Source organism: Pseudoalteromonas sp. ABE4_541 (assembly GCF_056312285.1).
Genome location: NZ_JBSVEM010000022.1, coordinates 29015 through 55788, shown reverse-complemented (window position 1 = coordinate 55788; position 26774 = coordinate 29015). Strand labels below are relative to the sequence as shown.

The 26774-nt window shown below is 42.5% G+C and carries 24 protein-coding genes; 4 read left to right on the top strand and 20 right to left on the bottom strand.

Annotation, left to right across the window (positions count from 1 at the left end):
- Nucleotides 1-122 precede the first annotated feature (122 nt).
- The 9 genes from ACW689_RS18130 to ACW689_RS18090 form a co-directional block, all read right to left on the bottom strand.
- Nucleotides 123-1094: a transposase gene (locus ACW689_RS18130; protein ID WP_476293476.1), complete on the bottom strand. Its 972-nt coding sequence runs from the start codon at nt 1092-1094 to the stop codon at nt 123-125.
- 110 nt (nt 1095-1204) lie between these two features.
- On the bottom strand, nt 1205-1438 hold the full coding sequence (locus ACW689_RS18125) for a GrpB family protein (RefSeq protein ID WP_476293474.1): 234 nt from the start codon (nt 1436-1438) through the stop codon (nt 1205-1207).
- A 170-nt stretch (nt 1439-1608) separates the two neighbouring features.
- On the bottom strand, nt 1609-3432 hold the full coding sequence (locus ACW689_RS18120) for a glycoside hydrolase family 16 protein (protein ID WP_476293473.1): 1824 nt from the start codon (nt 3430-3432) through the stop codon (nt 1609-1611).
- 338 nt (nt 3433-3770) lie between these two features.
- Nucleotides 3771-4139, bottom strand: coding sequence for a hypothetical protein (locus ACW689_RS18115; RefSeq protein ID WP_476293472.1), 369 nt, complete (start codon nt 4137-4139; stop codon nt 3771-3773).
- Between the two features lie 16 nt (nt 4140-4155).
- Nucleotides 4156-5001, bottom strand: a complete 846-nt coding sequence (locus ACW689_RS18110) for a PhzF family phenazine biosynthesis protein (RefSeq protein WP_476293471.1) — start codon at nt 4999-5001, stop codon at nt 4156-4158.
- Nucleotides 5002-5034: 33 nt separating this feature from the next.
- The gene (gene upp / locus ACW689_RS18105; RefSeq protein WP_476293470.1) at nt 5035-5664 is read right to left on the bottom strand and encodes a uracil phosphoribosyltransferase; all 630 of its coding nucleotides are present in this window, start codon (nt 5662-5664) and stop codon (nt 5035-5037) included.
- Between the two features lie 11 nt (nt 5665-5675).
- The gene (locus ACW689_RS18100) at nt 5676-6224 is read right to left on the bottom strand and encodes an NAD(P)H nitroreductase (protein ID WP_476293469.1); all 549 of its coding nucleotides are present in this window, start codon (nt 6222-6224) and stop codon (nt 5676-5678) included.
- A 76-nt stretch (nt 6225-6300) separates the two neighbouring features.
- The gene (locus tag ACW689_RS18095) at nt 6301-6999 is read right to left on the bottom strand and encodes an HvfX family Cu-binding RiPP maturation protein (protein ID WP_476293468.1); all 699 of its coding nucleotides are present in this window, start codon (nt 6997-6999) and stop codon (nt 6301-6303) included.
- Nucleotides 7000-7080: 81 nt separating this feature from the next.
- Nucleotides 7081-9042, bottom strand: coding sequence for an oxidoreductase (locus tag ACW689_RS18090; protein ID WP_476293467.1), 1962 nt, complete (start codon nt 9040-9042; stop codon nt 7081-7083).
- Between the two features lie 265 nt (nt 9043-9307).
- On the opposite strand from ACW689_RS18090, the gene sppA reads away from it, so the two are divergent.
- Complete coding sequence (gene sppA / locus ACW689_RS18085; protein WP_476293503.1) at nt 9308-11176, top strand: signal peptide peptidase SppA; 1869 nt, start codon at nt 9308-9310, stop codon at nt 11174-11176.
- Nucleotides 11177-11234: 58 nt separating this feature from the next.
- Entirely contained in the window at nt 11235-12245 is a 1011-nt protein-coding gene (gene ansA / locus ACW689_RS18080) for an asparaginase (protein ID WP_476293466.1), read from the top strand.
- A gap of 40 nt (nt 12246-12285) precedes the next feature.
- On the opposite strand, the gene gndA is transcribed toward ansA, so the two are convergent.
- Nucleotides 12286-13659, bottom strand: a complete 1374-nt coding sequence (gndA, locus tag ACW689_RS18075; protein ID WP_476293465.1) for an NADP-dependent phosphogluconate dehydrogenase — start codon at nt 13657-13659, stop codon at nt 12286-12288.
- 447 nt (nt 13660-14106) lie between these two features.
- Here gndA and pyk point away from each other — a divergent pair, with 447 nt between their 5' ends.
- Nucleotides 14107-15540: a pyruvate kinase gene (gene pyk / locus ACW689_RS18070; protein WP_476293464.1), complete on the top strand. Its 1434-nt coding sequence runs from the start codon at nt 14107-14109 to the stop codon at nt 15538-15540.
- A gap of 34 nt (nt 15541-15574) precedes the next feature.
- Here pyk and ACW689_RS18065 read toward each other — a convergent pair whose 3' ends face one another.
- The 6 genes from ACW689_RS18065 to ACW689_RS18040 form a co-directional block, all read right to left on the bottom strand.
- The gene (locus ACW689_RS18065; protein WP_476293463.1) at nt 15575-16399 is read right to left on the bottom strand and encodes a LytR/AlgR family response regulator transcription factor; all 825 of its coding nucleotides are present in this window, start codon (nt 16397-16399) and stop codon (nt 15575-15577) included.
- Entirely contained in the window at nt 16399-17469 is a 1071-nt protein-coding gene (locus ACW689_RS18060) for a sensor histidine kinase (protein ID WP_476293461.1), read from the bottom strand. Before ACW689_RS18060 ends, ACW689_RS18065 begins: the two co-directional genes overlap by 1 nt.
- A gap of 146 nt (nt 17470-17615) precedes the next feature.
- Nucleotides 17616-19172, bottom strand: a complete 1557-nt coding sequence (locus tag ACW689_RS18055) for a SulP family inorganic anion transporter (protein WP_476293460.1) — start codon at nt 19170-19172, stop codon at nt 17616-17618.
- A 125-nt stretch (nt 19173-19297) separates the two neighbouring features.
- Nucleotides 19298-19756, bottom strand: a complete 459-nt coding sequence (locus ACW689_RS18050; protein WP_476293459.1) for an Lrp/AsnC family transcriptional regulator — start codon at nt 19754-19756, stop codon at nt 19298-19300.
- A gap of 70 nt (nt 19757-19826) precedes the next feature.
- Nucleotides 19827-20468, bottom strand: a complete 642-nt coding sequence (locus ACW689_RS18045) for an MBL fold metallo-hydrolase (protein ID WP_476293458.1) — start codon at nt 20466-20468, stop codon at nt 19827-19829.
- A gap of 1 nt (nt 20469) precedes the next feature.
- Complete coding sequence (locus ACW689_RS18040) at nt 20470-22260, bottom strand: M14 family metallopeptidase (RefSeq protein WP_476293457.1); 1791 nt, start codon at nt 22258-22260, stop codon at nt 20470-20472.
- Between the two features lie 149 nt (nt 22261-22409).
- Here ACW689_RS18040 and ACW689_RS18035 point away from each other — a divergent pair, with 149 nt between their 5' ends.
- Nucleotides 22410-23237 carry an SDR family oxidoreductase gene (locus ACW689_RS18035; protein WP_476293456.1) on the top strand — a complete coding sequence of 276 codons (828 nt, stop codon included), beginning with the start codon at nt 22410-22412 and terminating at the stop codon, nt 23235-23237.
- Between the two features lie 61 nt (nt 23238-23298).
- Here ACW689_RS18035 and rplT read toward each other — a convergent pair whose 3' ends face one another.
- From rplT to thrS, 4 genes are all read right to left on the bottom strand, one after another.
- A complete protein-coding gene (gene rplT, locus ACW689_RS18030; RefSeq protein ID WP_070990847.1) occupies nt 23299-23658 on the bottom strand; it encodes a 50S ribosomal protein L20 in 360 nt (119 codons plus the stop codon).
- A 15-nt stretch (nt 23659-23673) separates the two neighbouring features.
- Complete coding sequence (gene rpmI, locus ACW689_RS18025) at nt 23674-23874, bottom strand: 50S ribosomal protein L35 (RefSeq protein ID WP_070985175.1); 201 nt, start codon at nt 23872-23874, stop codon at nt 23674-23676.
- 182 nt (nt 23875-24056) lie between these two features.
- The gene (gene infC, locus ACW689_RS18020) at nt 24057-24617 is read right to left on the bottom strand and encodes a translation initiation factor IF-3 (RefSeq protein WP_476293455.1); all 561 of its coding nucleotides are present in this window, start codon (nt 24615-24617) and stop codon (nt 24057-24059) included.
- A gap of 57 nt (nt 24618-24674) precedes the next feature.
- Nucleotides 24675-26585 (bottom strand): threonine--tRNA ligase, encoded by a 1911-nt coding sequence (thrS, locus tag ACW689_RS18015; RefSeq protein ID WP_476293454.1) that lies wholly within the window; start codon nt 26583-26585, stop codon nt 24675-24677.
- Between the last annotated feature and the right edge of the window lie 189 nt (nt 26586-26774).

Here is a 26774-nt window from a genome sequence, read left to right as displayed (position 1 = left end):
TTTTTCGATAGGCTAATTTTTAGCGCCCAAGTGTATCTCTGCACCAAAACCGGGTTATCGCGCACGACAAAGCGCTGTAAATACAACAGTTATAGATTTTTGAGTTGATAGTACTTGTCTGACTAAGACAACAAGCGCTCGCAGTTTGTTAGATTCGTGCGCCGTCGTTTTTGAAGTGTTTCGCAGTAAGCGGTTATTGTCCGCTCTCGGCCAACCGCGCCGCGGAATACTCGAGAAAACTGAGTTGTGAGTTTTATCCAATTCTCAGGCTCTATATTTAATCGAGTCAGAATGGGCTGCGCTTCGTTGATATAACCACGCTTGTCAGCGCGAATGCATTGGCCTGTTAGTTCAACTAATTCAATATAGGATTTGAGCTCAAAAGGCAGTCCTTTTGGCACCTGTTTTCGAGGGCTGCCAGCAAAGCGTAGTAGGCTTTTTGGCTGTTTTCCCTGCTTAGCGTGGTCGATGCGCTTTTTGATGCTTGTGTAGTCTGAGGTTTCAGGTGTTGCGGCGATTTTCGCTCTAATGGGGTTTAAGTCTACGTAAGCGAGACAAGCAGCCAGTGCGGCTTCATCCAGTAATGCTTGAGATTTAAATCGTCCTTCCCAGAATCGACCTGTACAATTATCTTCTTTATTTGCTTTGCGGGCGATGTCTTCGTTAAGTACCCGCATAAACCAGCTAATATCCGCGAGTCTTTCCCTGTACTTGGCGACATGCTCATCGAGTATCAACTGCTCCGACTCTTTGAGTGGCGCTCCCTCAACGAGCTTATGTGTTATCCAATTGCCTTTGAATAACTTGTGCCACCGTATCACAATTGCTTTATCCGACAGACGCTTAGCCTTTTTATCATCAACATATAAAACAATGTGAGTATGATTACTCATCACGGCATAAGCACAGATATCAATACAAAACACAGACCCCAATATCAGGAGCTTTTTTTCAACCCAATCGCGGCGGTGCTCGTATGATTTGCCCGTAAACCTATCTTCACCGCACAGAAACGCGCGCCTTACGCAACGGGAGATACAGTGATAGTATTTGGTGTCGGTTAAACTGATTTGTCTTTTACGGGCGGTTGCCATCGTTTGGTTTCCTCAATCCTTTGAGTACAGGATTAAAGCTTAGGTAGCATTTAAGGAAGGTGCAAATTTGTGATGGGTGTCTTTGGTTTCTGTCTTCTTTGGTTTCTGTCTTACGCGCCGCGGGCGTCGTAGCCGATAGACTCAAACTTGTCGCGTGCGTGTGTAACTGCAGGTAGGTCGCTCACAATCCCTAAAATATCAATGCAGTCTTTGGCCATTAAGCCAGGTATAGCGGTTGAGCCTATGTGGTAATAGCGAATTTTACCGCTGTATGCCGATGTTAAGCGCTTTACCTCTACTTCAAATTCATTGGCCCAACTTGGCGAGTGTGGCAACACGTACATATTTATACCTTGTTTTTAAAACAATTTTATAACGAAATGTGGGGGCGGCGTAACCGTCAGCGATGTCTCTTTGCAAAGACGAATTTAGGCTTTTTAAGGCAATACTGCTGCGTTAAAGTGAAAGCGCTAACATAATACTGTATGAAAACGCTTTCAAGCCACTGAACTAGTTAATCTCGAACGATATAACGCTGCTCAATGGTATCAGTTGCACCATTTTCTTTTAGGTAAGTAAACCAATATGTGATCTCATTCGATGCTTGCAAATTACTTAACGTTAGCTCATTTCGCCCGGCATTCACCGTCATACGTACATTCTGCTGCACACCATTATTTACTCGATAATGTACATCAGCCCAACCCGTACTATTGACGTAAAACAGCACGCGTGCGCTATCAAGCTGCGAAAGCCCAAATTCAGACCTAACAATTTCACAGCCTTTATCATCCACGGGGGTATTGGGTGATGTATTAGCACATTCATCAAACTCATCAGGTACGCCATCGTTGTCTGAGTCTTTAATAGGTGTTTCCCCTCCCCCAATCCAAACTATGTCGTCAATGGCCATGGCAAAAGGCCGATTGGGAATTTGCCCATCCAGTGAAGCAATATTAAAGTGGTTTTTAATAGATTGCAGCGCGATGAGTGGCCCAGCTAGCTCATCAATAGGCACAATGGCTTGCGCCCAGTTGCCATCTCGCACTAAACCGTATTTGGTTTGCCCCGCATCAAAATTGAGCCAGTGTTCATTGGTATAAGTGTCACTCACGCCAATTTTAAAACCCACATCGGCGGGGATCTTAATTCTAAAGCGCAACTGTCCATCTCTAAACGCAGTCATATCTCTTGCTTGACGCACTTGAAAGCCGCCACCAAACCATTGATTAGGTTTATAGTCCCAGGCAATCACATTTTCCCCTTCATAGGGAACTAAAGTCCCCTGCGAAATCGAGTTTTGATTCCAAACATAAATGTCTGAGTCAACACCTGGATTGAGCTGATTGTCCGTCGGTGTGGTGTCGGTAAAAACGCCGAATGTTCCGTGCTCCGGTGTTGTCACACTGCCCTGTTTCACCTCGCCTAATCCATCCCACTCATATACCTTGACATAATCGACCACCATTTTTCCGGGTAAAGGCGCCGTGACTTGATCATTACGTTTGGCGTCCGTAAAGTTTCCCCCTACCGCCAAGTTCATCAATAGGTAAAATGGCGCTCTAAACTCGTCCGATTCACTACTGATTGTAAATGGTTGATCAAACATAAAATACTCAGCGCCATCATCTATCACGGTAAAGCGGATCTGGGTGTCACTCCAATATACTCGATACGTCACAAAACGATTGGTTAAAGGTGAGTTTGACAGATGCGCGTTGTCATTTTGCCAAGCAACACTGGCGGCACATGTGGGGTTGCCTACACTACAGGCATCTTCACTATAAAAAATCAGGTTTGAGCCGCTATAGCTATTACTATCTGCATTCGGAAAGCCCGCGTCAATGCGCCCTTGCATCGACTGGCCCATTTCCATGATGTCGATCTCACCCTTGGCTGGCCACGATGCGGTGCTTGTACCCAACATCCAAAGCGCAGGCCACAATCCGGTATCGACATTAGAGACTTTCACTCTAAATTCGACCATACCATATTGAATTGCAAGCTTATCTTTACTATGTATTTTGCCAGATGAAAACGCTTTCGTGCCGATGCGCTCTTTACGCGCTTCTAGTACCAAGCCTTTGTTGCCGGGCTCTCCTTCTATATCGGCAATAGAGACATTATTATCGCTATACCATTGCAGCTCTTGGTTGCCCCAACCACATAAACCTTGGTCGCAACCATCTCCCATGTCGATGGTCCACACATCCGTATTCAAGGTACTAAAATCGTCTTGCCATAAGAGCTTACCCACAGCCGCCCAAGCAGGGGAAGCGCTTGCAAGTGTTATCGCAACACCAGCCAAAGCCAGTTTAGCGCACTTGAAGTTTTTCATTATTTATTCCTTTACATGTTGTCATTAATTGCGCGTTGGACTGCTTACCAATAAAGACTGCGCGGTTAGTATCTGTTAACTGTCGGTCCGCTAAGCCATTTCGACGAAGCCCTAAACAGATAATAAAACGCTAACATGTAAGCGCTTACACACACAAGGATAAATCTCAAAAATTTATAAGTTTGCTTATAACGTGGTGGCTTTTACTTAAGCCGAGTTGCTAGGTTGGATATTATTTATAAAATACAAGATGTTGATAAGTATAATTTGATTTGTATTTACTCATTTACTTTAACGCTACAAGTGACAGCTTTAAAACACCGCTGTTTGAGCTGCTACTATTTCACACGAGTAACAATAAAATCGACGCTCAAAACACAGCAAGCGATTAACAAAGATAACCCACTAAACACCATGATAGGTTCTACAAACATCCCGATATACATGATGTAGCCCAATACTGCACAACCAAGTTGTGAAATAGCAACATGTGAAAGTGTGATCTGTGGATACTTTAAAGCCGCAACTGACATAAAAAGCAAAGAGAGCAGTCCAACGAGTGAGAAAATTAAATTCGCAATTGAGTGTATGCTTGGGTCTAAATCGCGAACGAACACCCAAATACTTACCAAACTAATGCCAAACCACACAAAGCTGGCGGGCCAGATCAATACTCGCAACAAAAATTTAATAAGGGTCACCTTCATATGTGTAACTCTATTGTCATGTGGGTATAAATTCCCCTACTTTGCTCACGTAGCCGCTCACGACCACATCTTTAATTTCTGTTAGTTCACAGATAAGTGCGACATCAATTTCACTTGGTCTATCTACAAAGCGGCCTTGCTTGATCACGACCTTTTTGTCGGTTGTTAATCCGTTTTCATATAGATACACCGCAACAGGACCCGCCGCACTCCCCGTAGCAATATCTTCGACTTTGCCAAAATTGTCCCATGTTCTGCCTTCGAAGTTATTAATATCAACAAGATATAAAAATTTTGCCTGATATTCGCCAAGCATAGTTTCAAGCTCAGTCGTTTTAAAAGAGACTTTACTGAGTCCATGCTCAATGGGTAAAACGAGGTAAGGCAAACCTGTACTTATGATCTGAGCAGGATAATCTTGAGGCTGTAAGTGAGCGATACCCAGCGCATCGTAAAATGGCTCAGCCTGTTTAGTGCTAAGAGTCGCCAAAAATTCAGGTGCACCTTGGTGCATAGATGCAACAAAGTGCTTACCTTCCCATCGGCTGGTTAGCTCTATATGAGTTTGGTTTAACTCAATACACCATTTTTGCGGTGTGCTTTGCTCAGCCAGCTCTTCATGTAAATGATACGCTAGCCCGATTAATGGATGCCCTGCAAAATCAAGCTCCTCTTCCATGGTAAAAATCCAAGCACGATATGGCTCTACCTCTGTTTTTACAAAAATAGACTCGAACTGACGCATTTCTCGCGTCCACGCCTGCATTTTTCGCTTATCAACATCTTCAAAATCATAAAAGATTGAAAGCCCATTTCCTTGCAACTTTTGCTTGCTAAATACATCAACCAGTTTGCAGCGCATCGTTGTTATTTCCCGCTAAGGTTTTGAGTATGGTTAAACCGTACCAAATATTTTATCGCCTGCGTCACCCAAGCCCGGCACAATATAGCCAAGCTCATTCAAATGACTATCCAGTGCGGCCGTATAAATCTCAATATCTGGATGTGCTTCCAGTGTGGCTTTAACCCCTTCAGGTGCGGCAACAAGCACAATAGCTTTGATGTGCGTGCACCCTGCTTTTTTGAGCATATCAATCGTCGCAATCATTGACCCACCTGTTGCCAACATGGGATCTATCACTAAGCTCAAACGCTTATCTATATTACCCACCAGCTTTTCAAAATACGGTACTGGCTCCAGAGTTTCTTCATTACGCTGCAAGCCAACAACACTGACTTTTGCTGAAGGGATCAATTCCATCACACCATCCATCATACCCAAGCCTGCGCGTAAAATAGGCACGACGGTAATCTTCTTGCCAAGTAGCTTTGATACGTCAATATCGTTACCTTGCCAACCTTTGATGGTTTGAGTTTGTAGTGGCATGTCTTTGGTTGCTTCATAGGTAAGCAAAGTGCCAATTTCCGATACTAATTCGCGAAAGCTCTTCGTGCTAATACCGTACTCACGTAGCAGAGCCAATTTATGCTGAACGAGCGGGTGGTCGATAATATGTAATGACATGTTGATATTCCTTACAGTTCACTAAAAAACGATTCGCTTTTATGGCGAACAGGTTTAGTACAAGCCACGGTCGGCGTACCCAAATAAAGATAACCCACTATTTCGTCTTGCTCATTTAACCCTAGCAAAGATTTAACCGTTGGGCTTTGCGCATAATAACCCGTGCGCCAAACGCCCGATAAACGCTGGGCAAATGCGGCTTGTTGCATGGCAAAAATACTGCATGCAGCGCTTTCAATTTGTTCAATACGCGGCACTTTTGGGTGCTCTTGGAACGGACTGATCGCAATGATCAGCATAGGTGCACGTTGCGGTAATTCTTTTGCTCGGCTGATAGTACGTTCATCTTGGTTTTCAGCAACTGCTGCCTGATGATATATTTCACCCAGCTTATCTCGCCCCTCCCCCTGAACAACAATAAATTTCCACGGTGCTAAACCACCATGATCTGGCACTTTTAAAGCCGCTTTTTTTATGATCTCTAATTGTTCTTGGGAAGGGCCCGGAAATGACAAATTACTGTCAGATTGGCGTGTGGTTAATAGCTCGATGGCATCCATTATTGTCACCTAATTGAATATCATTCTTGTTAAGTGGAAGAATACCATCGTATCTATACATCATCTATGATTTATCTTAACTTTCAATGCAATACTTTTGCCCATATCGCTTGACCCAATAATCTAAGCTCACAAAACGGCCACCGCCGGTGAAAAGCAAGCTCAACAACATGGCAAAATAAATCGCCGCAAACTCAATGCCGTTGTTCAAAATAACAATGCTGCCGTGCTCGTACAGGTAGTCAGGGTAACCATGGGTATCTACGAGTGATTTAATTTTCTCAAGTCGCTCTGCCGCTTGCACGCTATTTTCTAGGCTTGCTTGTGCTGCAGGTATCCCTACCCAGTCGAGCACTTTCGCAGCACTCGTGTCAGGGTTAGTTGGCGTGATTGAAAACCAGCCATTTTCCCAATGCACACTGGTCGCGGCAATAAACATAGTGACAAGCAATGGAATAGAAACTAGACGAGTTAGCAAGCCCACTAATAACAACCAGCCGCCCAAAAACTCCGTCCAGCCTGCAATAAATGCTAATAAATCAGGAAACGGCAGCCCCAGCCCCCACTCTGTATTACCAAACCAAGAAACCACACTCTCATCAGCTAAAAGATTAGTTGGAAAAGATATGTCCTCTTTACCAAGATTTAGCTTGCTATATCCCGCAATGATCATGACAGGGGCTAAGATTAGACGAAACAATAAAGGGGAGACACCATTGAATAATTGACATTTTTCAACAGCGCATTGGTAAAACTTATACAACTTACAGATCATAAACGGCCTACTTGGTGATCAAAGATTTCTTAATTACCAGAATAGACCGTTAGCTTCGTTTTTTTCTTACAAATATCAATATTAAATTAATCTAGCCGCTTGCAGTGCTTCGTAAATAGCACGTTTTGCGTCAATCGCACTTGCCAGCTTCGCACCACCAATCACATGGTGATTACTCGGCAAGGCTTCTTTGTTAAACAACTTATCGTTGGAAACTTGGCCAATACACGCTATTACCGTGTCAACATCTAGCCACTTCTCTTCCCCTGCTTGCTTGATCAACAGACCTTTATCCGAAAAGGCAATGTATTCACACTGTGCAATTTGCTCCACCTCATGCTGTTTAGCTACTTGTCGGTGGATCCAACCTGTTGTTTTACCCAAATCACTGCCAAAACGACCTGGACTGCGCTTCAACATATACAGCTTACGCGGATCTTTGAGTGGTTGTGCATCACACTCAATACCCCAATGATGCTTAAACTCTTCTATTGATTGCTCTGGCTTTTCAGCTAAAAATGCGACCATATCAAAGCCAATGCCACCAGCACCTAAAATAGCAATTTTATTGCCTAGCTCCACTTCTTTTCTGATCACTTCATCATAGGCAAATACACGTTTGCCATCGCTACATTCAATGTTTGACAAACGAGGACTGACCCCAGTGGCAAACACGATATCATCGAAGTCACTGTCCATATCTGATTGGTATTCAGTGCCTAAGCTCAATTCAACACCTAAGCGTTCAATTTCATGTAAGTAATACTTGAGCGTCTTTTTAAAGTCTTCTTTTCCTGGTATTTGCATCGCCAAATTGAACTGACCACCGGGTTGAGTATTTTTGTCAATTAATTTAACCGCGTGTCCCTTACTTGCCAAATAATAGCTTGCCGATAATCCAGCAGGACCCGCCCCTACCACTAACACTTTCTTTTTCTTTGCCGCAGGCGTAAGTGGATAATCCAACTCAAAGCCGGCTTGGGGGTTCACTAAGCAAGTTGCACGTTTCCCCTTAAACACATGGTCTAAACAACCCTGGTTACAACCAATACAGACGTTGATTTGTTCACAGTTATTCGCTGCGTATTTATTAAAGAACTCAGGATCAGCCAATAAAGGACGCGCCATCGATATCAGATCTGCTTCTTGTGCATGCAAAATACCATTGGCGATATCAGGCGTATTAATACGGTTGACCGCAATTACCGGAATATCAACAACATCTTTTAAGCGCTTCGACGCTTCTTTAAATGCACCCGGTGGTACCATACTCGCAATTGTTGGCACACGTGCTTCATGCCAGCCAATACCGGTATTTAAAATATCGACCCCTGCAGCTTCAAGCGCTTTAGCCTGCACGGTCACCTCGTCTGCTGTAGACCCATTCGGAATAAGGTCCATCACCGACAGTCTAAAAATAATTAAAAAGCTATCATCAACAGCCGCACGAACCGCTTTTACGGTCTCAACGGCAAGCCGCATGCGGTTTTCTAAGCTACCGCCATATTCATCGGTACGCTTGTTAGTGTGATCCGCCATAAATTCATTGATCAAATACCCCTCAGAACCCATGATCTCAACACCATCATATCCTGCTTTTTGGGCAAGCTTTGCTGAGCGCGCAAAGTCTTTGATGGTTGCCTTGATCATGCTTTTAGACATGGCTTTAGGTTTATAGGGATTAATGGGCGCTTTTATCGCACTTGGCGCGACATTGAATGGATGATAGGCATAGCGACCAGCATGAAGCAACTGTAAGCAAATTTTAGCGCCATGATCATGTACAGCCTTAGTGTACGCCTTGTGTTTAATCACATCGTAATAAGAGTTAAAAGAAGATGATATTGGGGTCAACTTCCCTCTCAAGTTTGGACTATAGCCGCCAGTTATAAGTAACCCTGTACCGCCTTTAGCGCGTTCCTCGTAAAACGCGCTTAAACGTTTACGATTATGCCATCCTTCTTCTAATCCTGTGTGCATTGATCCCATGACCAAGCGGTTTCGAAGCGTTGTGTGCTTCAATTCTAATTGTTTTTCTAACATTACTTGCCCCAACTAACTGGTCTAACCTGTGCAACATTATCAATTTTCTAAGATTTAGCAAGCGTCGATATTAAGTAAATTAAATGTTTCAAGTATTAATTCGACATAAACCGCGCAATATATGCACTTTGCCAATGTATTTATTGGCTTTTTTACATTCAATAAATACTTCGTTACGTTTTTCAGGTAACACCCAAAATCAAACTAGGTTATGATAATGAAATGATAGATTAGACAATTCAATGAATGGGGAGTCGCTTTGAGTCTGATTGGTAAATTTTTTAAAATACTGTGGAATACACTCAATTTTTCACGTCGTTTAGTGTTTAACCTTATCTTTATCTTCCTTATCGCGGCTGCGCTCATCGCTGCTTTTAGCTCAGATAAAGAAACAAAAGTCTCAGAAAATAGTGTACTTAGACTAAACCTAAACGGCTTCTTAGTTGAAGAGCTTACTTACATTGATCCGATTGACGCAGCATTTCAAGACATTAGCGATTCAAGCGATCAACCAAAAGAAATACTGCTAGATGATGTGCTTGATGTGCTTCATAACGCAAAAAATGATTCACGTATCAGTGTATTATTACTTGACCTTGAAAACTTACATGGCGGACACCTAGACAAACTAGAAGTGATCAGCCAAGCCATTGATGAGTTCAAAGCTGCAGGTAAAAAAGTGATTGCGCATGGTGCCTACTACTCTCAAGCTCAGTATTACCTAGCTTCTCACGCCGATACCGTTTCAATGCACCCATATGGTAGTGTTGATATTAAAGGCTTTGCGTCGTATCCGATGTACTTTAAAGATGCGCTAGATAAGCTAAAAGTGACGCAACATATTTTCAGAGTTGGTACTTATAAATCAGCCATTGAACCTTTGATCCGAAATGATATGTCAGATGCAGCTAAAGAAGCTAACCGTTTATGGCTAGGCGAATTATGGCAGCAGTACAAAAATGAGATAAGTAAAGCGCGTCAGTTTGACTTGGCTAATTTTGATGAAACACTTGATGACTTTGCGAGCAAAATACAGGCTGTGAACGGCGATTGGGCTCAGTATGCACTCAAAAATGGTTGGGTAGATGAGCTTAAAACAAACCAACAACTTCAAGAAGAGCTTATCCAATTGGTTGGCAAAAACCAAAGTGGTAAGTCGTACAAGCAGATTTCATTTAATAAGTATTTAAACGTGGTTAAGCCTGCCGTTCAATTTGAAAACCCGATTACAGAAAAAGTAGCAGTGATTGTTGCTCGCGGAAACATTGTCAATGGCAAGCAAAAAGCGGGTACTATTGGTGGTGATTCAACTGCCGCTTTGTTGAAAAAAGCACGTTTAAACGACAAAGTTAAGGCCGTTGTTTTGCGCATTGATTCTGGCGGCGGCAGTATGTTTGCTTCTGAAACCATTCGCAATGAAGTACTTGCGATTAAAGCAGCTGGCAAACCAGTTATCGCGTCAATGGGCTCTGTTGCAGCATCGGGCGGCTATTGGATTGCTGCATCAGCAAATGAAATTTGGGCAGCACCTAGCACAATCACAGGTTCAATCGGTGTATTTGGTGCAATGTTAACCTTTGAAAACTCTTTAAAAGAGCTTGGTATTTACTCAGATGGTGTTGCAACCACTGAGCTGAGCGGTATTTCTGTTACTCGTGGTATTGATAAGCGCTTAGCGGATATTTTCCAACTCAGCGTTGAAAACTCATACGATAAATTTATCTCTTTGGTGGCACAAGAACGTGGTATGGACAAAGAAGCCGTTGATAAAGTGGCACAAGGCCGTGTATGGACTGCTACACAAGCCAAAGAGTTTGGTTTAATCGACCACTTAGGTTACAAACAAGATGCGATTGAAGCCGCAGCTAAGTTAGCCAAACTTGATTTTTATGATGTGATCACAATTGAGCAAGAGTTAAGCGAAAAAGAGCAGTTGTTACACGATATCTTTGCAACATCAATCGTAAGCTCTGCGATCTCAAGCTTAAAAGTATCTTCGCCGATGTCACAATTAGCTAGCGGCTACCTGGCGCCTATCACCAGTCAAGTTGAAAGTAATTTCACTATTTTGAATCAATTTAACGATCCAAATGACACTTATACCCGCTGTATGGTGTGTGAGGTAAGTTTCTAACTGCCAATGTGATGCTGCAGTTGATATACTAAGCCCAGAACCTATTCTGGGCTTTTTTATGAAAAGAAAAAAAATATACATCGCTTACACAGGCGGTACGATTGGTATGAAGCAATCAAGCCGTGGTTATATCCCTGCTGAAGGTTACTTGACAGAAACTGTTAAGAACAATGCCGAGTTTACTCGAGATGAGATGCCACTATTTGATATCCACGAATACTGCCCTTTAATCGACTCTTCAGATATGTCACCCATGCATTGGCAAATGATTGCTGATGACATTCAACAAAAGTACGAGCAATATGACGGCTTTGTGGTGCTTCATGGTACAGACACCATGGCTTATACCGCATCCGCATTATCTTTTATGTTCGAGAATTTGACCAAACCTGTAATTGTGACAGGTTCGCAGATCCCGCTGTCGCAGCTGCGCTCTGATGGCCAAGTAAACTTGCTCAATGCCATGTATCTGGCTGCAAACTACCCCATTGCCGAAGTCAGCTTGTTCTTTAACAACAAACTGTTCCGAGGCAATCGAGCAACCAAAGCCCATGCAGATGGCTTTGATGCGTTTGCTTCGCCAAACCTACAGCCTCTGGCGCAATCAGGTATTAATATCCAACTTAAAGAAGGCAAACTAAGCCCGTATGTGGATCAAGCGCTACAAGTTACTCCGGTTGTGCCTCAGAACATTGGTGTTTTATACCTGTACCCTGGAATTGATATCAACATTATCAATAATGTGATTAACGGTGACATCAAAGCACTGATCATTTTGAGCTTTGGTGTGGGCAACGCCCCTCAGCAGCCAGCTTTTCTCAATGCTTTAAAAGCAGCAAGTGAGCGTGGCGTGGTATTGATCAACTTAACTCAGTGTATTCAAGGTCAAGTCAATATGGGAGGCTATGCAACGGGTAATGCCCTGTTAAACAGCGGAGTGATCAGCGGTTTTGATATGACGATTGAAGCGTGTATTGCCAAACTACATTATTTGTTTAGTCAAAAGTTAGAACTTGAAACTGTCAGACATCTTATGCAAGATAATTTGCGTGGCGAGCTCACCCGATAAAAAAGCCGGCGATTGCCGGCTTCTAAATTTCAGCTTTTTATTAACGAACTTTTGCGTCTAACTCAACCAAATCAGTTAAATGACATGTCTCACCTTGGTGTGTTTTAACACCATGCTCGCCAAAGTAGTCACGTTGGGCTTGTACCAAATGACCATTGCTTGGCGTACTTAGCGTCGCGATGTAAGTTTGCGTCGATGCCAACACAGGGAACGCTAATCCACTGGCAACAGCAAGCCCTGTTACTTTACGTAGTGCATCACTTTCTTTGCCAAGCGTGTCGATAAACTCAACACCCTGTGCGATATCATCTAGGTAATCCGCGCGAATAATACAACCCGCTCGCCAAGTCTGTAGAGTTTTAGCTAAATCAACCTTCCATTGGTGAGTACGTGAAGCACCTTTGATCAAGGCAAGACCTTGGCGATAGCACAGCAGGCTTGCAAGATAAAATGCATCTTTTAACTCTTCTAAATCAACATCTACCTTCACCGTCGATTTTGTAGCGTAAGTCATTTCTTTCGCGGCGTGAGTATCAATTGTATTAGTTAGATGACGCGCCTGTACCGCTGCGACCAAAGATGGTACTGCAATACCCAGTTCTAACGCATTTTGAGCGGTCCAAAGCCCAGTGCCTTTTGCTCCAACTTTATTGTCGATAAGATCAACAAGCGGCTCACTCTGCTTTGTTTCTAGGCTAAGAATATGGCTTGAAATAGAAAGTAAGTAGCTATTAAGTGTGCCTTGTGACCATTGCTCAAAAATATCTGCTACTTCTTTGCAGCTGCGTCCTGTGCCATGGCGCAATAACTGATACACTTCCGCAATCAACTGCATAAGCGCATATTCGATACCATTGTGAACCATTTTTACAAAGTGGCCACTAGCTGATTGCCCAACTCGGGCAAAGCAAGACTCACCATTATAGCTCGCAGCAACTTTCTCAAACCATGGCTCGACACGCTCCCAACCACCTTCTGAACCACTCGCCATCATTGCAGGACCATGACGCGCGCCTTCGGCACCACCAGAGATCCCCATCGTAGCAAACTCAAATTTATTCTGATATTTGAGCTTACGCGCAATGCCATCTTTGTAGTTGCTGTTACCACAATCAACAATGATGTCTTCTTTCGCAACACCTGCTTCAATCAAGTCAGTACAAACTTTGTCAACTAACTCACCAGCAGGCACAAGTAACAAGATAGAACGTGGCGACTCTAAGCGTCTTACCATATCACCGAGATCTGAAACTATGTGTAAGCGCTCAGCTAAGCCAAGAGATTGAGCACAGCTTAATAGCTCAGCGCCTGCGTCGGGGTTTTTGTCATAGGCAACTAATGTTAACCCCTTTTCGATAAGATTCAGCGCGAGGTTTTTCCCCATCACACCCAAACCAACTAATGCAACCTGCATTTAGTTTCCTCCTCGGTAACTACAATTTGTGAGTATTTTGTACTTCGACACGCATTATACCCTAGCCTAAATAAGATGCTAGGCGCTGGCCAATTATAGCAACTCCCCATAAAACGAAGGGGTTTTAATAACAGCGAAATCATGGCTAAATTTATATAACTCTCTGAATCAAAAACTCAGAAAACTGAAGTACAAAACACACTATGTATATTTTTTTAGCAACAATATCAGTGATTGACCTCCACTGACACCGGTGTCATAATGACGTCATACAGATCATATAATTTAATCGAAGTGTTAAAAAGCCTTTTGTGGCAAATCTTTTTAACATGAGTGATAATTTTTAGAATCTATGCCGACTTATTCGCATATTTTCAATAAATGATGTTGTAATGAATTAGTAGCAAATAAAATAGCCCTATAACGATAGGTTTACAGGAGAACCTGATGCTTAGACGCACAAAAATCGTAGCGACACTTGGACCTGCAACAGACAGAAACAATAATTTAGAAAAAATCATCCAAGCTGGCGCAAACGTTGTCAGACTTAATTTCTCCCACGGTGTTGCTCAAGACCATAAAGACCGAGCACAAGCTGTACGTGACATTGCAAAAAAGCTAGGTAAGCATATTGCCATCTTAGCCGATCTACAGGGTCCAAAGATCCGAGTTTCAACTTTTAAAGACGGTAAGGTGAACCTAGAAGTTGGCGCAAAATTCACACTTGATGCCCAAATGGGTAAAGGTGAAGGTACTGTTGAAGCTGTAGGCATCGATTATAAAGAATTACCACAAGACGTCAGCAAAGGTGACTTGCTACTGTTAAACGACGGTTTAATTCAATTAACTGTTGATGACGTTGATGGCCACTTAGTGCACACAACCGTTAAAGTAGGTGGAGTGCTCTCAAACAACAAAGGCATCAACCGTTTAGGTGGAGGCTTAACCGCACCAGCGTTTACAGAAAAAGATAAAGAAGACTTGCTCACTGCAACAGAAATTGGCGTGGACTACATTGCGGTATCATTCCCTCGCAGTGGCGATGATATGCGTTATGTACGTTCTTTAGCGGAAAAAGCAGGATCAAACGCTCAGCTTCTTGCCAAAATTGAACGGGCAGAAGCAGTAGAAAGCCAAGAAGCAGTCGATGATATCGTATTAGCTTCTGATGCGGTCATGGTCGCTCGTGGTGATTTAGGTGTCGAAATCGGTGATGCTGCACTGGTTGGTAAACAAAAACTGATCATCAGCCGCGCACGCTCACTCAATCGTACCGTGATCACTGCAACGCAAATGATGGAGTCAATGATTGATAATCCAATGCCAACGCGTGCAGAGGTAATGGACGTGGCAAATGCGGTGTTAGACGGTACCGATGCGGTCATGCTTTCAGCAGAAACTGCGGCGGGTGATTACCCTGAAGAAACGGTAGCCACTATGGCACGCGTATGTTTAGGTGCTGAATCACAACCAGAAGTACATGTATCTAAGCACCGTTTAGATAGTATGTTTGCAGACACTTCTGAGACTTTGGCGCTTTCGGCAATGTATGCAGCAAACCACCTTGGCACAGTTAAAGCAATTGTCGCTTTGACTGAATCGGGAAAAACTGCAAAGTTGATGTCACGTATTAGCTCGGGGTTACCTATCTATTCTTTGTCTCGTCACACCAGTACACTCGGTCAAACAGCGCTATACCGAGGTGTATACCCTGTTTATTTTGATTCGACGAAGTGTTCAGATCAAACAATGGTAAAAGACGCACTTAACACACTGGTTAAAGCTGGCTCATTACAACCTGGCGACACTGTGATCTTAACCCACGGTGATGCAATGGAAACTATAGGAGCAACGAATACAATGAAAATTGTAACCGTATAACCGTATTTATCACTAAGCGGCCTGTAAAGGCTGCTTAGCTTGCTAAAGCTGCTTTTACCTTGTCTCTATAACTGCGGCTTACCTTCAGTTCCTGACCGTTGTCTAACACCAATAAGTATTCACCACTGCTTTGAGTAACCAGTTTGCTAATTTGTTTCGTGTTGACAATAGCAGAACGATGTACGCGCACAAACAAAGTCGGATCTAGCTCTTGCTCTAGTTCTTTCATGGTTTTTCTTAAGATATGTGTTTGGCCATCACTACAGTGCAAACACATGTAATCACCTGCCGCATCAACCCATTGAATTGAAGCTGTCGACACGCGAATAATCTCCCCCTGCTCCTTCACAGCCAAAGACTCGGGATACTTTTTATCTACCAATGCATCGCCCGTTGCCAGTTTTTTAAGTATTTCTTCACAATTATTCCCTGTGATCCCCGCTACAAAGCTTGCTAGCTTTTTCTTGTGAGCGTTATCTTGTTGTGTTTTTAAGTAACTTTGCACTTTTTCCACCGCCTGTTTTAGTCTGTTGTCATCAACGGGTTTTAAAATGTAATCCAATGCATGGATCTCAAATGCTTGAACGGCATACTGATCAAAAGCAGTAACAAATACGATAGCAGGAAGTGGTTTTACACTCTCGCTCAACGCTCTTGCTACTTCAAACCCGTTCATACCCGGCATTTGGATATCTAAAAAAACTAAATCAATATCTTTATCGTGACAGGTATCGATCGCTTGCTGACCACTACTGCATAGCTCAACAACATCAATATCTGAGAAATCTTTTAAGCGTACCGCTAAGCCCTTTCTTGCCAAAGGTTCATCATCAACAATCAATGCTTTAATTTTGCTCATTACTTCTTTGCCTTCTCAAAAGGGACACGAATATTTACTTTGAATCCACTGGGTTCATTATGCGACAACACAAACGAATAATTGTTATCATATAATGTCCTTAATCTGTCTATGGTATTGGCGATACCAACACCTTGCGCACTCTTAAGCTGTCCATTTTCGATCTCTGCGCCTGGGCCATTATCACCCACTTCTAACAACAGCTCATTAGCGAAAACTTGCGCCTTTATCTCTAGCTTACCGCCTTCTACTAAATGAGCAATCGCATATTTAATTGAGTTCTCAATTATCGGCTGCAAGATCAGGCTAGGTACTAATGCTTGCTTCGCTTCGTCGCTCACATCAATTTCAATGGCCAAACGCTCATCAAAGCGTACTTTTTCAATTTCTAAATAAAGTTGCAAAGCATGAAGCTCTTGCTCTAACGCAACTTTTTTAATTGGATCTGTATTGAGTGTATAGCGCAAGAAGTCACTAAGCCTTGCCACCATTTGGTTTGCGTCTTTATTCTCTTCAACCAAAATCAAAGTGGAAATCGCGTTCAGCGTATTAAATAAAAAATGGGGATTAAGCTGATAACGCAGCATTTTTAATTGTGCTTCATGGGCCATTGTATTCGCTTTCAGCGCTTTTTGTCGCTCACTCTGCAATAATTGATAGTACTTGACGCCAAAATACAAGCCACTCCAACATAGCACGATGTAAACCGAATCCAGACCTTGTTGTAAATAGTAAAACCATTCCTCAGGACGATAACCATGTCGGTAAATCTCCCAAAGGTTAAACTTTTGTACCACAGCCCAGAGTGTGCCTGTTAAATATGAAGCACCAAAAACCACTAAGATTAATACCCAAGGCGATGCGTTCCATACTCGACGATACAAATACCGAAGCGGCACAGTCATTAAACAGCCTGCATAAGCATTCAACACGATCACAAATACATAGATGTCGCGCATTTCAAAAACTTTTGAGCCAATGTAATTCACTAGCGCGTATCCAAACCAGCCAGCTATTTGTAAAACCCAAAAAAATCGTTGTCGATTATCGACGAGTGCTTGCCATTTCAACTGTCTAATTTACTCCCAGTATGCTCATTAAATTATATCCCAGTGCAGGTTTTTGGATCACTGCTAGTGGTCTTGCTTTTTTTACGTTCCAGCGCAAATTAAAAAAGGCACCGAAGTGCCTTTTACTTTTTCTAAATATGTACAGATTATGCAAGTTTATCTGACGCAACCTTATAAGTTGGATCTTCTATTACATTGACTTCAACCAAGTCACGCGCTTTCTCTAGCAAATCTTTACAATCTTGGCTTAGATGACGTAAATGTAGTGTTTTACCCGCTTTGGTATACCTTTCCGCTAAGCTATCTATTGCTTCAATTGCACTGTGATCAGCTACTCGACTGTATTTAAACTCAATTATAACATCCGCAGGATCTGTGTTTACGTCGAACAGTTCTGCAAAGTTTTTAACTGAACCGAAAAATAACGGTCCATGAAGCTCGTATACTTTAGAACCTTGCTCATCAATATAATTGTTGGTGTAAATATGCTTTGCATGCTCCCACGCAAATACTAAGGCTGAAACTATCACACCCACACAAACGGCAATTGCCAAGTCAGTGACGACCGTAACGCCAGAAACTAAAACAATTACAAACGCATCAGTTTTAGGAATTCGCTTCATTAGTCTAAAGCTTGACCACTCAAAGGTACCAAGTACCACCATAAACATCACACCAACCAATGCTGCCAGTGGGATCATTTCAATTAAGTTTGCAGCGAACAAAATAAACGCTAAAAGCAATACAGCAGCAGTGATACCTGACAAACGGCTACGACCACCTGAATTAATATTGATCATTGATTGTCCGATCATCGCACAACCCCCCATCGCTCCAAATACACCACAAGTCATATTGGCAGCACCTTGACCAATACACTCACGGTTGCTGTTACCACGTGTTTCTGTAATTTCATCAATCAATGTTAAAGTCAGCAATGACTCAATTAGACCAATAGCGGCAAGAACTAGTGCATAAGGGAAAATAATATATAGCGTTTCTAAGGTCAGCGGCACTTGAGGAATATGGAATTGAGGTAAGCCACCAGCAATAGTCGCGTTCACATTGCCTGACATATCTTTCAAATAGTCAAGTACGTTACGTGCATCCAAATCTAAACCAATCACTAGGCCCGTTACGACCAAAATGGCGGCTAATGAAGAAGGGATAGCTGTTGTAACTTTGGGTAGGAAGTGAATAATAAACATGGTCAAAGCGACTAAGCCAAGCATGATGTAAAGCTCACTGCCCTGCATCCACTGTAGCTGACCTTGCGCATCGGATACTTTGAATTGACCGAGTTGGGCTAGGAAAATAACAATTGCTAATCCATTCACAAAGCCCAACATCACCGGATGAGGTACCATGCGTATGAATTTACCAAGCTTAAATACCCCAGCTAATATTTGCAATATGCCCATCAGTAACACTGTCGCGAACAGATATTCAACGCCGTGCTCAACAACAAGACTGACCATAACAACTGCAAGCGCACCTGTGGCACCCGAGATCATCCCCGGACGGCCACCGAAAATAGACGTTATTAAACCAACAATAAACGCAGCATATAGGCCAACAAGTGGGTCTACTTGAGCTACAAACGCAAAGGCGACGGCTTCTGGTACCAAGGCAAGTGCCACGGTTAAACCAGATAAGATGTCATTTTTAGCAGAGCTCGGCGCCTTGCTGATTAAATTAAACATTCACATCCTCGTTTTACAACATACAGAAAAGCGCTGGATTTTATCAAAATACAGCGCTTTTAACAAACTAGATGCCAATATTATAGGCCGAACTGACGACAGCTCTATGACAAATTACTCAATAATTACAATGGCAACGCTGTCGTACGTTTCACACAAGTCATGGTCACGTTCGAATGAACCTCTTGTACATATTCAAGATTGAGTAAATTATCTCGTACAAACAGTTCATAGCCTTCTATACCGCGAGAAATAATTCTCAGCATAAAATCCATCGTGCCGGCCATCGTGTAGCACTCTGTTACTTCGTCATAACTCATAATTAGCTTTTCAAATTCAGCTAAGTTATTTTTGCCATGATTCGATAAACGAACGTGTGCATAGACCAACATATCAAATCCAAGTTGCTTTTCATCTAACAAAGCAACTTTCCCTTTGATATATCCATCCTGTTCGAGTTTGGCAATTCGACGCCAACAAGGCGACTGTGAAAGACCAACTTTATCAGCGATTTCCGCTGTGGAAAGACTTGCGTCCTGCTGCAATAGTGCCAGTATTTGGCGATCAACCTGATTTAATGACATTGTTTTTTCTTTAAATTTTAGTCAGTGGGAAAAATTATACATGCAGACAAAGCATTTGTCCGCCCCTTCGTTAACCAAATCGTCCACTCATAAACGGGTTATTTTGTTTTTCATACCCTATGGTGGTGTTTTCTCCATGACCAGACATCACTTGCGTATTGTCAGGCAAAGTAAATAACTGCTCTCTAATCGATTGGTGCAATTGTGCCGCATTTCCTTTGGGAAAATCAGTTCGGCCAACAGAACCTTTAAATAACACATCACCAACTAATACTTGCGCTGCTTCTTCATTATAAAAAACAACATGTCCTGGTGTATGGCCTGGGCAATGAAGTACTACAAGCTCAGTATCTCCAACAACAATACGCTCATTATGTTGCAACCACTTGTCGGGATAAAACGGCACTTGGGTTTGAAAGCCAAACATCTGCGCTTGCATAGGTAGCGCATCAAACCAAAACTTCTCATCTTCGTGCGGGCCAATGATATTTATTTTTAATAATTGCTTTAGTTCATCAGCAGCGCCCACATGATCTAAATGACCGTGTGTAAGCAAAATACATTCGACGTCAAGCTCATGTTTTTTGATATGTGCGAGTAGCTTTTCAGTCTCACCTCCTGGGTCGACAATCGCACTTTTCTGAGACTTCTCGCACGTAATAAAACGTGTATTCTGCATAAAAGGCGTCACTGGTACTGTTTGAACTATCACCCTACTTCTCCTTGAACGACATTAGAACAGGATATTTTAAATAGGCCTGATCATAATACGGTGTCTGTGCATAAAGCCACTCCATTCTGGCCTTTGAGTTCTTTGCAAATTTATCATCTTCACGTATTTTGCGATCGAACTCTAGCGCCATCGCTGGGTTCTCTTTTAACATAGAACGTGCGAAAGGCTCTAATGCATAATTTTCAACATACTCAGTTCGTTGGAAAATTGTATTGAATTCACCCCAACTGAAAAATGAGTCTGGCGCTTCAGGATGCAATAAGTGCGTCGCTAATCGCCCTTTGGGCTGCTCTGTAGTAACTCGGTACCAGCCACTTATGTCTACGTCACTCAATGTTGATAGAGTGAACTGTGCACTCACTCTAAAACGGCCTTCAAATGGTACTTTGTCAAATTCATACTCTCTTACTGATGCCTGCTGTAACGTTACGGTTGCCTCTTCATCTGCTTGAACTTGCTCAACCTCAATGCCATGTAGCTTTAACTTTTCTACGATTTCAGGATACGTTGGAGGAACAAAAAATGCGTCTGGTACGGTCACAACCTTTGCAACATCTTTTTGCCAATAAACAGGTAACGCTTCGTAATGCTTTGGTATTCCTAGGTATTTCGCTTCTAGTTGACCAGATATCGCACTTTGAAACTGCTTGTAGGCGATGCCTTTGAATTCAATATGCTCTGGCTGATCTGTGTAAGAGCGCTCTACCACCAACTTTTTCGGCCTGCGATTTGCGTCTATTTTCACTGCCGTATCAAGTTGGGCTTTGTGCTCTGCCAGAGCGGAGATCACCCCATCATATAAAACATACGTGCCTAATACTCTTTGCTTATACGGCTTAAGAGAGTGATTCTCCACGAGAATAGTGGGCACTCCCGCTAAATCACCCCAACCATTTGAAAAGCGAGGACTTGCAACCCAGCCTGCTAGACCTTTTTTAAAGTCTCGCTTGTCCATGACAAAAACTAAAGGCCCTGGGGTATGACCTTGTTTTGATAAAGCTTTGTCTATCTTAGGTGATATGTTATCACTCAACACTTTAGCAACTGAGGGCGACTCGCTTGCAAACGCTGGGTTAAAGCCATATGTAATGTCGTACTGATAATCAGCACCATCGGTCACGTGCACATCCAAATATAGGCTTGGCTTGTAATCATTAATCACTTTAAGCACAGCCCGAACCCCTGGCGTGTCTAGCTTTGTGTAATCGCGATTTAAATTGAGATTTTTGCCGTTCGTTCTAAAGCCCATTTCTATCGGACCACGCTGATTTATTCGGTTATATTTGCTTCGACGCGCATGTCCATCCACATTTAAAATAGGAATAAATAGAATATTCGCTTTGCTCAGCAAATCACGTCGCTTGCCAAGTGCGACATCACGGAGCATCATAAATCCCGCATCTTTGCCATCTATTTCACCAGCATGGATCCCAGCTTGGATCAACAACGTGGGTTTTTCACTGTTACGCAACATGGGCGCCAAGAATTGCCCTTCTTCAGAGGCAATCAGCATTCTGATAGCTTGACCTGAGTCGCTATAGCCTATATTTACAGCTTTAAATTGAGTGGGATTCGCTGCGACTAAGCGCTCTACAAATGCCATCGTTTGTGCATAATCAGGCGAGTTCAAACCGTCGCTTAATTCAAAGTCGGTTGTTAATGGACCACTTTTTTGTATCACGTTTGCGCTTTGCCCTTGCCACTGCATTAACGGAGGTAAGTGACCATCTAATGACAAGCTTGCAGCTAACATAATCATGCTTGCTATCATTTATATTTCTCAATTTTCAGCGTAGATTGCACAATTATATCAATATTTTAGTTAACATCTTACAATGTGCGGTGATTCAACAAAAATATGCAGCTAATTGCATCGCAACCACAATTACTAGCAACCAAAAACAGTTCAAGAAGGCTTTTATGACAAAATCAATTCTTATAACAGGATGCTCTACTGGCATTGGTTACTATTGTGCTCATGCTCTAAAAAAAGCAGGGTACAATGTCATTGCATCGTGCCGTAAAGAGTCAGATGTAGAAAGGCTCAAAGCTGAAGGGTTACAATGTATTCAGATCGATTTGAGTGATGAAAACAGTATTCACCAAGGATTTAATGAAACACTTAAACTCTGTGATGATAAGCTAGACGCGCTTTTTAATAATGGTGCTTACGGACAGCCAGGTGCTGTTGAAGACTTACCAACTCAAGTTTTGCGTCAACAGTTCGAAGTGAACTTTTTTGCTTGGCATACACTCACAAACCTTGCTGTAAAACATATGCGCCAAAATGGTGCTGGGCGTATAATTCATAACTCGTCAGTTTTGGGATTGGTTGCTTTACCCTTTCGCGGGGCATATAACGCGAGCAAATTTGCTCTAGAGGGTCTCACGGATACCTTACGCATGGAATTAAAAGGCACCAATATTCAAATTAGTTTAATAGAACCGGGACCAATCACATCCAAGTTTAGAGAAAATGCCAAACAAGCGTTTGTCGAAAACATTGATATTTCATCAAGCCCGTATGAACAAGAATATAATGCGCAATTAAACCGTTTAGCTGCTAAAACGGCACCACAGCCTTTCACCCTACCGCCAGAAGCTGTGTATAACAAGCTGTTACACGCACTCACTGCAAAACGTGCTAAGCCACGCTATTACGTCACTTTCCCTACCTATTTAATGGGCTATTTAAAGCGCTTTTTAAGCACAAACTTAATGGACAAAGTACTCATAAAAAACCGCTAAACGGTAAGATCAAAAAAAGGAGCCATTGGCTCCTTTTTTAAGGAATAAGCTTTAGTGCTTATTAAGCAGCTAGACCGTCTTTTGCTTTAGCAACTAATGCTGCGAAAGCTACTTGGTCGTATACTGCGATATCAGCTAGGATCTTACGATCGATTTCAACAGATGACTTTTTAAGGCCATTGATGAAGCGGCTGTAAGAAAGGCCGTTTTGACGTGCTGCAGCATTGATACGTGCGATCCATAATTGACGGAAAGTACGTTTCTTAGCGCGACGGTCACGGTATGCGTATTGACCTGCTTTAGTTACTGCTTGGAAAGCTACGCGGTAAACACGTGAACGTGCTCCGTAATAACCTTTAGCTTGCTTTAATACTTTTTTGTGACGTGCACGTGCGATAACACCGCGTTTAACTCTTGCCATTTCTGATATCCCCTATTAAGCAAATGGTAACATGCGATCGATTAGACCGATGTCGTTTTTGTGAACCATAGACTTAGCACGTAAGTGTAGTTTACGCTTAGAAGACTTCTTAGTCAGAATGTGACGAAGGTGCGACTGTTTACGCTTATAACCGCCTGAAGCAGTCTTTTTGAAACGCTTAGCTGCGCCTCTGTGTGATTTTAGCTTATAAGCCATTGCAATAACTCCAAATGTATTGCTTTAAACCAATGTAAGCAGGCGGATGTTGCCATCACTTTTAAGGCCTAACTCACAACCAAATCCGGTGAAGGGTCTCCCCTTTCTTCAAAACCGGTTAATACAGGTGGCCAGTGGCGCTTTAAACCTGTATTAAATTCGCGCGCATTATGCCGTGTTTATTACTTTTTAGCAATAGGCGACATCATCATAACCATTTGACGCCCTTCAACACGATTTGGGAAAGACTCAACAACTGCTAAATCTTCTAAATCAGTTTTAACACGGTTAAGTAATTCAATACCAATTTCTTGGTGAGCCATTTCACGACCACGGAAACGAATAGTGATTTTAGCTTTATCACCAGCTTCTAAGAATTTTCTTAGGTTGCGTAGCTTAACTTGGTAATCACCTTCGTCAGTACCTGGACGGAACTTGATCTCTTTAATTTGGATCTGCTTTTGCTTTTTCTTTTGTTCTTTTTGTAATTTTGCTTTTTCAAAAAGGAACTTACCGTAGTCCATCACCTTACAGACTGGAGGTTCAGCATTAGGACTAATCTCTACTAGATCCACTCCGGCTTCATCAGCAATCGCTTGAGCTTCTTTTAACGACATAATGCTCGCTTCCTGACCTTCAACGCCAGATAAGCGAACTTCTTTCGCAGTTATTTCTTCATTGATACGATTTTTTTGAGCTGTAGTTTGCCCTTTTTTTCCGCCTCTAATGGTATGTTCCTCCAAGAAAATCAAAAGTAAATGCGTGCAGCGTTTTCATATTTATGCCACACGCAAATTATATTATTGTCGAGTTTTTATTTCTTCGCTGATTTTGGCGATAAAATCTTCGACTGAGAATTTGCCTAGGTCTTCACCTTTGCGTGTTCTCACTGCTACTTCTTGTTGTTCAACTTCTTTATCACCAACAACAAGTAGGTAAGGTATACGTTTTAAAGTATGCTCCCGAATTTTAAAGCCTATCTTCTCATTTCTCAAGTCAGCACAAGCTCTAATTCCAAGTTTATTTAACTTTTGCACAATTTCGTGCACGTAATCAGCTTGTTTATCGGTGATATTCATGATCACCACTTGCTTTGGTGCTAACCAAGTTGGGAAAAGACCCGCATATTCTTCAGTTAAAATACCAATAAAACGCTCAATTGAACCTAAAATAGCACGGTGGATCATAACAGGCGTTTTACGTTCGTTATTTTCGGCAACATAAGTTGCGCCTAAACGACCCGGAAGTGCGAAGTCTAATTGCACTGTACCGCACTGCCATGCACGCTCTAAGCAATCGTATAAAGTAAATTCAATTTTAGGGCCATAGAAAGCACCTTCACCCGGTAGATATTCAAACTCAATACCGTTGGCTTGAAGCGCTTCAGCTAACGCCGCTTCGGCTTTGTCCCACATTTCATCTTCACCGATACGCTTTTCTGGACGAGTCGATAGTTTTACAACAATCTTCTCAAAGCCAAATGTTTCGTATGTGTCGTATACCATCTTAATACATGATGAAACCTCGTCCATGATCTGCTCTTCAGTACAGAACACATGGGCGTCATCTTGTGTAAAGCCACGTACACGCATCAAGCCGTGCAGTGCACCTGACGGCTCATTACGGTGACAACAACCAAATTCTGCCATGCGCAGCGGTAAATCACGGTAAGATTTCAAACCTTGGTTGAATATCTGCACGTGACCTGGGCAGTTCATTGGCTTGATTGCATATTCGCGTTTCTCAGACTCAGTTGTGAACATCGCATCCGCGTATTTGTCCCAGTGGCCTGATTTTTCCCAAAGTGCACGGTCCATCATCATTGGACCTTTCACTTCTTCGTAGCTGTATTCGCGTAATTTTTCGCGAACAAAGTCTTCTAGCTCACGGTAGATGCTCCAACCATCGTTGTGCCAAAATACCATGCCCGGCGCTTCTTCTTGCCAGTGCCAAAGGTCGAGTGCTTTACCAATTTTACGGTGATCACGTTTTTCTGCTTCTTCAAGACGCTTCAAGTAGGCTTTAAGCTGCTTCTTATCCGCCCAAGCTGTACCATAGATACGCTGTAGCATTTTGTTTTCGGAATTACCACGCCAGTAAGCACCTGCCACTTTCATAATTTTGAAGTGCTGACAGAACTTCATGTTTGGTACGTGAGGACCACGACACATATCGATGTATTCTTCGTGATGATAAAGACCAGGCTTGTCATCTTTTGCGATATTTTCGTCTAGGATCTCAATTTTGTATGTTTCACCACGCGCTTCAAACGCATCGCGTGCTTCTTGCCAAGAAACCGTTTTCTTAACAACATCGTAATTCGTTTTTGCCAGCTCAAGCATACGCTTTTCAATGGCATCTAAGTCTTCTTGTGTCAATGAATGGTCTAAATCGACGTCATAGTAGAAGCCGTTATCAATGGTAGGACCAATCGCCATTTTTACATCTGGAAACAGCTGCTTAATTGCATGGCCGATTAAGTGAGCACAAGAGTGACGAATGATCTCTAAACCATCTTCGTCTTTTGCCGTAATGATTTCTAAATTCGCATCTTCAGTGATGATGTCGCATGCATCAACACGCACACCATTTACTCGGCCAGCGATGGTTGCTTTTGCAAGACCAGGGCCGATATCTTGAGCGACTTGTAAAGTTGAAACTGGGTTTTCAAAGACACGCTGACTACCGTCAGGAAGCGTAATAATTGGCATGATAAATCCTATTTACAGTGGTGACACCTACGACGCATCACATGTAGTTAAATTAATTAATTAAAAAAATGAGTGCCCAACAACGCTTTTACGAATAAGCATTGGCGCCGGCAGCGATTTAGCGTACCGTGTGCTTGGGGACTTCCAAACCGAACGGTATTTTGACTGTGCACGTGACGAAATTCAAGG